This is a genomic window from Brooklawnia sp., from assembly GCF_032229645.1.
Lineage (GTDB): Bacteria > Actinomycetota > Actinomycetes > Propionibacteriales > Propionibacteriaceae > Brooklawnia.
Genome location: NZ_JAVTWX010000149.1, coordinates 1 through 12,437, shown reverse-complemented (window position 1 = coordinate 12,437; position 12,437 = coordinate 1). Strand labels below are relative to the sequence as shown.

Genomic DNA, 12,437 nt, shown 5'->3' with positions numbered 1-12,437 from the left:
TAGCCTGGATCAGACTTAGCCGCCGGAGGTCTCGAGCTCGGCCTCACTGAGATCCAGTTCGAGACCGCAACGATCGTCCAGCCACCCCCATGGCATGGTGACCTTCGAGCGTGGGCTGCCTTGTCGTCCGCGTGGACGTCCGAGTTCGGCGGTCGGATAGTCGACGTCAGGATCCAGCTGGGCCAGCAGCGTGTCGAGTTCGGCCAGGCTGGAGACCATGCCGAGGGTATGCCGTAGCTCGCCGCCGACCGGGAAACCCTTGAAATACCAGGCCATATGCTTGCGCAGGTCTTTCATACCGTGCTCCTCACCCCACAACCTGGCGAGCAGTTCGCCATGCCTGCGGACGATCTGACAGACCTCACCAAGACTGGGCAAGACCGTCTCGTCCTCGCCTGCGATGGCGCCGGCGAGATCGCGGAAGAGCCACGGCCTGCCGAGACAGCCGCGTCCGACCTCAACTCCGGCGCAGCCGGTCTGCTCGATCATCGCGACCGCGTCCTTGGCCTCCCAGATGTCACCGTTGCCGAGCACCGGAATGTCGACTGCCTGCACCAGCTGCGTGATGGCATCCCAGTGGGCGTGCCCCGAATATGCCTCGGCGACCGTGCGCGCATGCAGGCAGATCGCGGCCACCCCGCTGTCCTCGGCCAAGCGAGCCATATCGAGGAATGTCAGATGCCGATCGTCGATACCGATCCGCGTCTTGATGGTTACCGGGACCCCAAATCGATCGGCGGTCTGCACGGTGCTTGCCATGATCTCGCGAACCAGGTCGAGTTTCCAGGGCAGTACTCCCCCGCCGCCCTTGCGGGTGACCTTGGGTACCGGACAGCCGAAGTTCAGGTCGATGTGGTCGACTCCGAAACCCTTGCACAAGATGTCGACGGCGACTTCGAGTGAGACCGGGTCGACGCCATAGGTCTGCACCGAGCGCACCTCTTCCTCGGGCCAGAAGGCCAGCATCTCGGCGGTCTTCGGGTCCCCGACCACCAAGCCGCGAGAGGTGATCATCTCGCAGACGTAGAGTCCGGCACCCTGCTCGCGGCAGAGCTGCCGGTAGGCCGCGTTCGTGACACCAGCCATCGGCGCGAGGATCACCGGGGTGTCGATCACCAATGCGTCGCGATTGGACGGCGAACTCAGCCGCAGCTCGGGCAACAGCCGGGTCGGTGTGGTCTGGGTCGTGGTCATCGCTTCCAGGCTAGACAATCCGTGCAAGCGGTCAGCTATCGACGCTCACTCGACCATTTCCTGACGGCGCCGCTCCGGCAGCGCCAGCGCGCTGCCGGCCGCGATCAGGAATGATGCCCCGAAAACACCGAAGACCAGCGGATTGCCACCGGAGGTCAACAGCAGCGGGACGCACAACGGCGCGATGATCGCCGCCACCCGCCCGGTCGCCGACGCAGCGCCGGTTCCGGTGCCGCGCATGGCGGTCGGGTAGATCTCCGGCCCGATCGCATAGAGCGCACCCCAGGCGCCGAGGTTGAAGAAGCTGAGGGCGCAGCCGGCCGCAATGATGCCGGCCGGCGAGGTCTGCACGCCGAAGAGCACGGCCGCTATACCGGAGCCGAGCAGGAAGCTCGCCAGCGTTGGGCGGCGTCCCCATTTCTCGATCAACCAGGCGGCCACCGCATAGCCGGGCACCTGGGCCAGCGTGATGATCAGCGTGTACTCGAACGAGCGCACCAGCGAATGCCCTTGCCGTAGCAGCAGAGTAGGCATCCAGGTGAACGCGCCGTAGTAACTGAGGTTGACGAAGAACCAAACCGCCCACAAGGCAATCGTGCGGCGACGGAGTTCGGGCGAGAAGAGCGAACTGCGCTGCTGCTGGGCGGTCCCGACACTGACCGGAGTCTGCTTGACAGCGGTCTCAATATCGACGCTAGGGGAAACACCCGAATGCTTCTCGAACTCACGGACGGACTCTTCTGCCTCGGTGAGGCGACCCTTCGACTCGAGGAAGCGCACCGACTCGGGCAGGCCGCGCCGCACCACGAGCGCGTAGCCGGCGGGCACCAGACCGACGAGCAGCGCCCAGCGCCAGCCCGCCCAGCCACCGATCTCCTTCGGTACCAGGAAGTAGCCGAGCAGCGCGGCCATGATCCAGCCGAGTGCCCAGAAGCTCTCCAGCCAGACGACCATCCGGCCGCGGATCCGCTGCGGTGCAAATTCGCTGACCAGGGTGGAGGCGACCGGAAGCTCAGCACCCAAACCGAGACCCACGACGAACCGCAGCGCCATCAGCATGGCGACGCCGACCGAGAAGGCAGCCATCCCGGTCGCGATGCCATAAATCAACAGGGTGAGCGCGAAGACGTTTCGGCGCCCGATCCGGTCGGCGAGCAATCCACCCACCGAGGCACCGATCATCATCCCAACGAATCCGATCGACCCGATCCAACTCAGCTGAGTGTTCGAGAGATCCCAGCTCACGGCGAGGGCTGTCATGACATAGCTGATCAGGCCGACATCCATGGCGTCCAGTGCCCAACCGACGCCGGAGCCTACGAGGAGCTTGCCGTGCTCGCGTCCGAACGCCAGCTGATCGAGGCGTTGGGCCCTGCTCGGCAACTGGCTGTTCGCCACTGCTTGCGGTTCGCTCATCGTGTCCTCCAGGTGATTGCTGTGACTGCCTGGTCATGGGTTTGCGCCCAAGAGTCTAATACTTCGAGGACTGATTCTTCCATTGACCAGGCGCCGTTGGCGAGTCGTTCCTCATCGGGCACCTGTCTAGCGCCGCTGCCATACTGGACGAGTGATGCAGCGCTTCCGCGATCTCCTCGTCTTCGAACCCTCCAGCCGATTGGTGATCGCCTGCGACTCCATTGGCGGGATCGGCCCCAAACCCGGTGACAGCGTCCATGCGGACGAACGAACCGTCGCCCACTTTGGCGTCCGGGTGCCGCTGCTGGAGGTCCTCTGCGCCGGGGCACAGCCAATCGCGCTGATCAACGCGCTATGCGTCGAGCGCAATCCGACCGGGCAGAAGATGATCGACGAGATCGAGATCCTCGCTGCCCAGGCCGGCATTCCTGCAGACGCGGTCACCGGGAGTACCGAAGAGAACGCTCCGACCTCCGCCACCGGAATCGGAGTGACGGTCATCGGCTCGCTCGCTCACCGACTCCCGAAGGCCCAACCAGGTGATGTGGTGATCTGCGCTGGATTGCCGATCGCCTCGCCCGAGTTCGAGATCTTCATCGGGCATCCCGATCAGGTGGGTATCGCCGAGGTTCGCGAGGTAGTGGCCTCGGGCCTGGTACATGACGCGCTCCCGGTGGGCTCGCACGGAATCGGATTCGAGCTTGCCGAGATGGCCCACGTCGCCGGGCTCGAATCCCGATGGTTGGGTGGCTGGGATATCGACCCGTTGCGTTCGGGCGGACCCGCCAGTTGTGTGCTGTTCGCTTGTCCGCCCAACAACATGGACGCGGTAGTCGGGCGACTCGATCCGAATCGCCCGGCATCCCCGATTGCCCGGCTCGGGTGAGCCCCGAGGTCACCACTCACCGACCGCAGTGCGCCTGAGCCCTCACTGGCTCATGGCAGATATGCCGTGGTGGCCGGGCGCGGACTCGCATCCCACCCAGCCACCACGCTCTCTCAGACAGCGCCGGCGCCCGTCTCGCCGGTGCGCACTCGGATCATGCGCGACACAGGCACCGCCCAGATCTTTCCGTTGCCGATCTGTCCGGTATAGGCCGCTTCGCGAATGGTCACAATCGCGTCGTCCAGGATCTCATCGGCCACAACGATCTCGATCGCAATTTTGGGCAGGAATTCGACGCGTACTTCCTGTGAACGATAGATCTCAACCTTCCCTGCTTGAGCGCCGTGGCCTTTGGCATCATAAACCGTCATTCCGGTGATACCGATCTCTGCCAATGCGGACTTGACGGGCTCCAGCGCACTGGGCGGCAATACTGCGGTGATGAGATGCATTTCGATGTCCTCCATCCAAGCGGGTGGTCATAGATAGTCTGGCAGCGGGCAGCGCTGAGAACAGCGAAGGCGCCAGGTGCGCCCGCCTGCCGAAGTCACTGGCGGGTCGTGAGTTCACGGCCGAACACCGTCCAGCGCATAGGCGGTTTCGGCGTGCAAAGCGGTATCCAGGCCGGACTGTTCCTCGGAGTCGGGAACCCGCAGTCCCATGGTCTTCTTGAGCACCCACGCTATGAGCGCGGTCACGGCGAAGCTGTAGACGAAGACCACGATCACAGCCAGCGCCTGCTTGCCCAGCAGAGCTAGCGTGCCGCCGTAAAACAGGCCGGCGGCCCCTGCGGGAGAGGCCGGATCGGCCAAGAAACCAATGGCCAACGTGCCGAAGATCCCCGGGAACATGTGGATCGGCACGGCATCGAGGGCATCGTCATATCCGAGCTTCTCCTTCAGACCCAGCATTGTGAATCCGATGGCACCTGCGACCACACCGATGATCATCGCGCCGACTGCAGATACCGAGTTCGCCGCGGGTGTAATACCCACCAATCCTGCCAGAACACCAGAAATAGCACCCAGCGAGGTGGCCGACCCAATACGAATCCTCTCCACGATCATCCACCCTACGAGTCCACAGCAGGCGGCGACCAGCGTATTGGCGATTGCAACGCCTGCGCTCTCGTTAATTCCGCCGGACGACCCACCATTAAAGCCGTACCAGCCGACCATCAGCAGCCCGCCACCAAAGATGGCTATGGGAAGATTCCCGGGCCGCCCGACCTGCGGGAAATCTCGTCGCTTTCCCAGGAAGAGTGCCAGCACGAATGCCGCTATACCTGCGTTCAGGTGAACCGCCGTACCGCCGGCGAAGTCCATCGCACCCAGCCGGTTGGCAATCCAGCCGCCAACCTGCGCCCCGTCGGCCGAGTCGAAGGCGAAGACCCAGTGCGCGACCGGGAAGTATACGAGCGTCACCCACAGCCCGGAGAATACGAGCCAGGACGAGAACTTCATCCGCCCCTCGACAGCACCGCCGACGATTCCCACCGTGAGCCCGGCAAAGACGAGTTGGAATGCGGCAATCAGGATTGCGGGCACAGCACCGTCCGGAGTCTCGGCTCCCAGCAGCGACTGGAGACCAAACAGACCAATTGGATTGCCAATTATGCCTCGGCCGGCTACGGAGTTCCCAAGAGTGAGACCATATCCGTAGAGGACCCACAGCACGGCAGCAACCACGAAACCGCCGAATACTACCATGATGGTATTCAGAATGTTCTTCGTGCGCGACAGCCCTCCATAATACAGGGCGAGTCCCGGGAGCATGAAGGTGACAGCAACCGTGGCAGTTAACATCCAACCCGTGTTCACCTGTGAGACAATATCCATTTGCATTCCTCTACCTCGTGCGATTGATAATCGGCGGACTTCCATGAACAATCGACAGCATTACTGTGGCTTTGGCGAAATCTGTCGAGCTCATATCAGGCCCGGCTCGTCCCAAAGATTGAGTTTGGTGCCGATCCCCATTTTCACGGCATTCTCGTAGATCGTCTTTGCCCAGGCCACATCCTCGACCCCCATACCACCCACACTGAACAGCACGGGTTGATCGTCGAATTCCCGGCCTGGTGCCATGCCGTCGAATACGTCGCCAATATTGGTGACCTTGTCCGGATCCAGCTCGCCGGCGTCGATCAGGTCCTGCCAGTAGAGTCCGATCATGCCGAAAGCAGTCTCGTGCGAAGGCGCCGGATACTCCTCCGCCCATGCCTCGTAGATCTTCCTGGCATCCACCAGCAGACGGGCCCTGCCAGACCGCGTGTACTCCTTATCCATCTTCAGGTTGGCAGGCAGACTGAGGAAGGCTCCCGGCTTGATCCAGTCCCCGTTGATGTAGGGGTAGTTCTCAGACCCGGTCCTGCCGGTCACCACCTCGGAGACGATGTCGCAATCACGCACCGCGCCCTCGGCCGTATCGCTGATCTCGATGGTGGTGAACTGCGGATAATTCGCCCGCACGTAGTCCGCGAATGATTCAGAAGTCACCCGACGGCGGCCATTGATGACGATCGAATCCAGTGACGGGCGCGCAGTGGTCATAGCGTGCAGCGCCGTCTTGTTCATGGCGCCGGGGCCTATCACTCCCAGTGTCTTGGCGTTCTTCGGCGCCAGCTTCTTGGCGGCCGCACCGGATACGGCTGCGGTGCGGTAGGCGCTCTCCAGATTGCCGGACATAATCGCAAAGGGCGCGCCGGTCGTCTTGTCGTTCAGGACGATCAGGTGAATGGAGCGCGGCAGGCCTCCTTCGCGATTCTCCACGTTGGACCCGTACCACTTGACGCCGGCGGTATCGAAGCGCCCTCCCAGATAGGCGGCCATGGCCATGAACCGCCTATCGGCGTCGTTGCGAGGCATACCGGGGAACGGGCTGGCATCAGGGAAAGAGACCTGGGCGCCATGGGAATTAGCAGAGTTCCCCGCCATTCGGTAGTCACCCTTCGCGACGAGAACCAGCACCTCCTCCATGACTTCCATGCACCTGCCCATGTCTTTGACTCCCGCTGCGATGACCTCGGGCTCGCTCAAATAGAGCATGTCGATCTTCGTGCCTGCCGACGCGGTCGATAGGTCCGGCGTGTCGCTGGTCCTGATCCGGTCGCTGGTGGTCCCTGCGGTCATGTTTGCTCCTTCAGATTCGTGAACGTGGCTCCTGACCAGCCATCTGCTGATGACCGGAGAGAAAGGAAGCTTGCTGAGGCTCTTCCGGGAGATCTCCAGCACCCCGGAACGACCTAAACTCAGGAAAGCGCAAATATTGTTTCACGTCCAATATCTTTCCTGCGCACGTCCAGAGCGAATCACTTTCAATGACAATCGCGTTACCGAGGGACCGTGTAAAGTTACACCGCGGAAACAGTCTCGTGACATTCGCTGCACACATTCGACGTACTGTCCACGACATGGAATTCCGACAGCTCCGATACTTCTTAGCTATCGCGGATGAACTGCACTTTGGCCGCGCCGCCGAGAGATTACACATGTCACAACCTCCGCTCAGCCTGCAGGTGAGCAAGCTCGAACGCGAGCTGGGGGTCCGTCTGTTCGATCGGAGCACGCGCAACGTGGCACTTACCCCGGCGGGCGCTCAGCTACGCGACCAAGCGCGCCGGATCCTCGACGACCTCGACCAGGTCACTCAAGAGCTGCGTGACCTCGCCAGCGGAAAGTGGCCGGAGCTGACCTTCGGATTCGTGAGTTCAGCGAGTTGCACGATACTTCCCAGAGTCGTGCCCCTGTTCAAGGACCGGAATCCTGAGGTCACGCTGACCGAGATCCCGCTCACGTCCGGAGAACAGATTCAGCGTCTGGTGGCGGGCACGCTCGATCTTGGCATCGTCCGCGACGAAATGCCGGGGACTTCGGTCGTTGCGCATGCCGCTCGCAGCGAACGGAAGACTGCGGAAGCCGGGAATCACCAGCCGCACCAGTTTCAGATAGCAGCGAACGACAGCGTGCCGGTGAGCGATCTCATGTCACAAGTCGTCCACGAAGAGCGTCTGGTGGTGTGCTTACACAAGGAGCATCCCCTGGCACGCCGGCCGGAGATCTCGGCCCATGAGATCGCCGAGGTCCCCCTGATCACCTATCCGAGGGATCTGATGCCGGGCTTTGTGGATCGAGTGACACTTGCATTGGCCGAGCATGCCTCAAACGCCCGGATAGTGGAACAGGTCGTCCACCAGGAGACGGCACTTGGGTTCGTCGCTGCGGGCGTGGGAACGACGATCCTGCCGGAATCGATCCGCGAATTGGTCCCACCATCGATCGCCGTCGTACCGCTCAAAGGGTCTCCCGTCACTCGGCTGCTTGCAGTGACACGTGCTCACCCGCGCCAGCAGACGCTGGTGAGCGCCTTCTTGGACTGCCTTGGTGACGTCTGCGGGATGACACATCGACTGCCAACCACTACCGGGGATGACTGAGATCCTGCCCTGGCGGGCCCGCATTTCGGTCGTGCCGATTCCGGTATCTGGATTGTAATGCGATCGACATTAAGAGCATTTAGCTATCGATCGTGACCACGAGAGTATTGGACACGGAAGAACTTCTGCGATTTCCTGAATGAAACCGGACTCGACACGACGCAGATCTCACGAGATATGCCGCATCGGATCGCCGGTCCATTGGACAGGAAAGCAGGAGAAGCAAATGAGCGATGTCGTTATCGTGGGCGCCGGCGTAATCGGAACAGCGACCGCCTACGCGCTGCTGGAACGGGGAATCACGGATATCACCATCCTTGAGCGTCACACAGTGGCGTCGGGCGGCACAGCGAAATCCTCCGCGATTGTTCGCTGCCACTACGGTGTCACCTCGGTCGCGGCACTCGCACTGGCCAGCCTGGAGTTTCTGGAGAACGCGAGGGAGATCCTGGGCACCGATATCGGCTTCCAGCAAGTCGGATACGTCGTCGGCGTTGGCGAGGAGAACATCGAGCCCTTCTCTGCCAGCGTCAAGAACCAGCAGTCGATCGGAGTGAACACCGAGTTCATCGGTGCCGACGCGGTGCATGAGCTGTGGCCGGTGGCCAACCTCGATGAGTTCGCTGCCTTCTGCTGGGAACCCCGCGGCGGCTACGGTGACGCCTACGCCACCACCCAAGCGCTGGCCGCCAACCTTCGCGCCCGTGGCATCACCATTCGCCAGGGCGCCGAGGTGGCTGAAATCCTCACTGAGGGGGACAAGACCACCGGGGTCAAACTCAGCGACGGCGAAATCGTGCCCGCCGGCGCTGTTGTGCTGGCAGGCGGCCCATGGGTTCCGGCGCTGGGCAAACCCCTGGGCATCGACGTGCCGATCACTCCGATCCTCATCGAGCAGGTGCTCATCAACCCAGGCATCGACCTTGGCGCGCCCCCGGTCTTCTCCGACATGGTCTCCAAACAGTACGTGCATATCCGCGGTGCCGAGCTGCTGTTCGGCAATAGTGATGCCTCTGAGCTGATCAAGTCGGTCTCAGATCTCGACGATTACCCAAACCATGCCTCACACGATGCCCTGGAGTCGGTCGCCGAGAAGGCGGTCCATCGCTTCCCGGGCATCGAGAACCCCCAGGTGGCCAGCACATACACCGGGATTTTCGACTGCACGCCCGACCAGAACTACATCATCTCCGCAACCGACTACCAGGGCCTGTTCCTGGCTACCGGGATGTCGGGCCACGGGTACAAGACTGCGCCCGCGATCGGGACGCTGATGGCCGACCTGATCCTCGACGGGGATACCGCCATCCCGAATGTCACGGCCTCCGATTTCAGGCTCTCCCGGTTCGCTGAAGGCGATCTGCTCGTCAGCCCATTCCCGTACAAGGGGGCCTCCGGAATCCGCTGAGCCTGGTACGTATCGACGATTGCGAGTGGAGTGACGATGATAGTGGTTCTGGCAGTAGCGCTGATCTACAGCGTTATCGGCGTCTGGATGTTCGTCCGCGGCGCGGTCAGCCTGGTCGTCCAGATCCGGAAAGGCTCGGCCAGCCCGGGCCGGCTGCGCCCGGCCGGACGCCGACTCGCACTGACGACGACCGAGATCCTGTCGCACCGCAGATTCACGACCAGGCCAGTCGCCAAGGTCGCCCACTGGTGCGTGATGATCTCGTTCGTGGTGCTGGTGCCGACCCTGGCTGCGGCCTACCCACAGATCGTCAACGCGCAGGCCGAGCTGCCGCTGGTCGGAGAGTGGGCGCCGTGGCAGTGGCTGGTCGAACTGGCCAGCTGGGCGGGCCTGATCGGTATCGCGGTGCTGGTGATCATCAGGGCGCGCTACACCCAGCACGATGAAGCCCCATCCGATGCCAGGGATTGGAAGTCGCGGTTCTACGGCTCGACCCGGTGGCAGGCGTGGTTCGTGGAGGCGGTCATCGCCGCAGTCATCATCTGTGTGCTGTCGATGACCGTCGTCCGCAATGCCCTGATCCGCCAGGACCCGGCCACTGCGGCCTCCGGATCCTGGGTGCACTTCCCCACCACTTATTGGCTGGGGACGATGCTGTTGCCGGCGGCCACGGATCAGCTGGAATCGGCGGTCGGATGGTTGGCCTTCGCCAAGATCGTGGTCTCGATGACCTGGATGCTGGTCGTCGGGCTGGGAATCACCATGAGCGTCGCGTGGCACCGGTTCCTATCGGTGGTCAATATCTTTGGACGCCGCGAGCTCGACGGCTCGTCCGCGCTCGGGGCCGCAGCACCCATGCTCGTCGACGGAGAACCTTTCGACATCCGCCAGATCGACGATCTGCCAGAGAACGCCAGCTTTGGCGTCACCAGCATCACCGATTTCGGCTGGAAGGGGCTCCTGGACTTCGCCTCGTGTTCCGAGTGCGGACGCTGTCAGGACGTCTGCCCGGCCTGGAACACCGGCAAGCCATTGTCCCCGAAACTGTTCACTCTGGCTCTGCGCGACCACTCTGCCGCCGCCTTAGCCCCGACCGCGCCGGCCCACGCCCACAGCGGCGACCTGCTGAGCGCGCTGGCCCGCGCCAGGGCCACCGGACCAGACGGAGTCGCAGCCCGCTCTGGAGAGCTGGTCGGGTCGGTGATCGACCCCGATGTGCTGTGGGCCTGCACCACCTGCGGGGCATGCACCGACCAGTGCCCCGTCGACATTGAGCACGTCGATCACATCCTCGATCTGCGCCGGGGCGAGGTGATGACGGCCGCGCGGTTCCCCGACGAGTTCGGGGGGATGTTCTCCAACCTGGAGCAGCGCGGCAACCCGTGGGGCCAGCCGGCCAGGTCGCGGATGGATTGGGCGAAAGGGCTGGATTTCCCGGTGCCGGTCGTGGGCCGCGATATCGCGGATCTGTCCGAGGTGGACTACCTGTTCTGGGTGGGCTGCGCCGGGGCGTACGACGAGCGGGCCAGGAAGACGACCCGGGCGGTGGCCGAACTGCTGCACACCGCGGGAGTCTCCTTCGCCGTCCTGGGCAAAGCCGAGTCGTGCTGCGGTGATCCGGCGCGGCGGACCGGCAATGAGGCGACCTACCAGGAACTTGCTGTGGGCACCATCGAACAGCTGCAGGAGCTGGGGGCAGACCAGATCCTGGTGACCTGCCCGCATTGCCTCAACACCTTGTCGAACGAGTACGCCCAGCTCGGCGCGAATTTCCGCCTGGTGCATCACACCCAACTGCTGAACCGTCTGGTTCGCGAGCACCGCCTCGAGCTGGCGCCGCCCGAGCCGGGCGAAGCAGCACCGATCACCTATCACGACCCCTGCTATCTCGGACGCCACAACGGCGAATACCAAGCGCCCCGCCAGCTGCTGGGCGCGCTGCCCGGCAGCCAGAAGCTGATCGAGATGAAGCACTCCGAGGCCACGAGTATGTGCTGCGGAGCCGGCGGCGGACGGATGTGGACCGAGGAGAAGCTCGGCACCCGGATCAACACCGCGCGGATGAGCGAGGCCAAGGCCACCGGGGCGGAGACTCTTGCCACCGGCTGTCCCTACTGCTCGATCATGCTCGGGGATGCCGCCAGCGCCGAGGAAACCGCGCCAGCCGTCCGCGATGTCTCTTTGATGGTGCTCGACAGCGTACACAGGGCCCAGCGCAATCGTCCGGCTACCAGCTGATTCCACCGCACCCAACCCGATTGAGAGAACACCATGCGCATTATCGTTGCCGTGAAATATGTCCCCGACTCTGCCGAGGAGATCGGATTCGACCTCGACCACCGGTTGATCCGGCAGGCCGACTCCGGCCTACTGTCCGAATTGGACGAATACGCAGTCGAGCAAGCGCTCCGGCTCCGCGATCAGTTGCCGGGATCATCCGTCACGATCATCACCATTGGCCCTGACGATGCTTCCGCGGCGCTCCGCAAGGCCCTTCAGATGGGCGGGGACGATGCCATCCTGATCAGCGACCCGGCCATCGCAGGCAGCGACGTGTTCGCCACAGCTGACGTGCTGGCCGCGGCCATCCGCAGCCTCGGGGATGCCCAGGCAGTGGTGTGCGGTATGGCGTCCACGGACGCTGGAACCGGCGCCGTGCCGGTTCTGCTCGCCCGTCGCCTTGGCTGGCCCGCACTCACCTTCGCCGGCCGAATTCAGCTCGCCGGCGGGGAGGCCGTCATTGAGCGCAACGACGACCTGGGCACCCGACTCGCGCGTGCCGGGATGCCGGTCGTGCTCAGCATCACCGACCAGTCCGACAATCCCCGCTACCCCACCTTCAAGGACGTCCTGGCGGCCAAGAGAAAGCCCATCGCCAAGCTCGACCTCGACGACCTGGGGATGGATCCGGCACGAGTCGGGACGGCATCGGCCCGGGTCCGAGTGGCCACCATCACCCGCAACCCCGACCGCCAGGCCGGCCGCACCCTCACCGATACCAACGGCACTGCCGCGACTGAGCTCGCCACCTTCCTGTCCGCCGCCGCCCGATGACCCGAAACCGAACCAGTTCAGGAATCACCATGGATCACATCCTC

The 12,437-nt window shown here is 63.4% G+C and carries 10 protein-coding genes; 5 read left to right on the top strand and 5 right to left on the bottom strand.

Annotated elements, in window-relative coordinates; translation table 11 throughout:
* Positions 1-15 precede the first annotated feature (15 nt).
* Together dusB and AAFP05_RS12435 are read right to left on the bottom strand one after the other, a co-directional pair.
* The gene (dusB, locus tag AAFP05_RS12440; RefSeq protein ID WP_341730192.1) at positions 16-1,194 is read right to left on the bottom strand and encodes a tRNA dihydrouridine synthase DusB; all 1,179 of its coding nucleotides are present in this window, start codon (positions 1,192-1,194) and stop codon (positions 16-18) included.
* A gap of 45 nt (positions 1,195-1,239) precedes the next feature.
* Positions 1,240-2,610, bottom strand: coding sequence for an MFS transporter (locus AAFP05_RS12435; RefSeq protein WP_341730191.1), 1,371 nt, complete (start codon positions 2,608-2,610; stop codon positions 1,240-1,242).
* A 154-nt stretch (positions 2,611-2,764) separates the two neighbouring features.
* On the opposite strand from AAFP05_RS12435, the gene AAFP05_RS12430 reads away from it, so the two are divergent.
* Positions 2,765-3,496, top strand: a complete 732-nt coding sequence (locus tag AAFP05_RS12430) for an AIR synthase related protein (protein ID WP_341730204.1) — start codon at positions 2,765-2,767, stop codon at positions 3,494-3,496.
* A 113-nt stretch (positions 3,497-3,609) separates the two neighbouring features.
* On the opposite strand, the gene AAFP05_RS12425 is transcribed toward AAFP05_RS12430, so the two are convergent.
* The 3 genes from AAFP05_RS12425 to AAFP05_RS12415 all read right to left on the bottom strand — a co-directional run bounded on the left by AAFP05_RS12425 (position 3,610) and on the right by AAFP05_RS12415 (position 6,729).
* Positions 3,610-3,948, bottom strand: coding sequence for a P-II family nitrogen regulator (locus AAFP05_RS12425; protein ID WP_341730190.1), 339 nt, complete (start codon positions 3,946-3,948; stop codon positions 3,610-3,612).
* Positions 3,949-4,062: 114 nt separating this feature from the next.
* A complete protein-coding gene (locus AAFP05_RS12420; protein WP_341730189.1) occupies positions 4,063-5,301 on the bottom strand; it encodes an ammonium transporter in 1,239 nt (412 codons plus the stop codon).
* A 123-nt stretch (positions 5,302-5,424) separates the two neighbouring features.
* A complete protein-coding gene (locus AAFP05_RS12415) occupies positions 5,425-6,729 on the bottom strand; it encodes a tyramine oxidase subunit B (RefSeq protein ID WP_341730188.1) in 1,305 nt (434 codons plus the stop codon).
* Positions 6,730-6,815: 86 nt separating this feature from the next.
* On the opposite strand from AAFP05_RS12415, the gene AAFP05_RS12410 reads away from it, so the two are divergent.
* From AAFP05_RS12410 to AAFP05_RS12395, 4 genes are all read left to right on the top strand, one after another.
* Positions 6,816-7,931, top strand: coding sequence for a LysR substrate-binding domain-containing protein (locus tag AAFP05_RS12410; protein WP_341730187.1), 1,116 nt, complete (start codon positions 6,816-6,818; stop codon positions 7,929-7,931).
* A gap of 226 nt (positions 7,932-8,157) precedes the next feature.
* Positions 8,158-9,339 carry an FAD-binding oxidoreductase gene (locus tag AAFP05_RS12405; protein ID WP_341730186.1) on the top strand — a complete coding sequence of 394 codons (1,182 nt, stop codon included), beginning with the start codon at positions 8,158-8,160 and terminating at the stop codon, positions 9,337-9,339.
* A 36-nt stretch (positions 9,340-9,375) separates the two neighbouring features.
* Positions 9,376-11,577, top strand: a complete 2,202-nt coding sequence (locus AAFP05_RS12400; protein WP_341730185.1) for a (Fe-S)-binding protein — start codon at positions 9,376-9,378, stop codon at positions 11,575-11,577.
* Between the two features lie 33 nt (positions 11,578-11,610).
* Complete coding sequence (locus AAFP05_RS12395; protein WP_341730184.1) at positions 11,611-12,393, top strand: electron transfer flavoprotein subunit beta/FixA family protein; 783 nt, start codon at positions 11,611-11,613, stop codon at positions 12,391-12,393.
* The last annotated feature ends 44 nt before the right edge of the window (positions 12,394-12,437 follow it).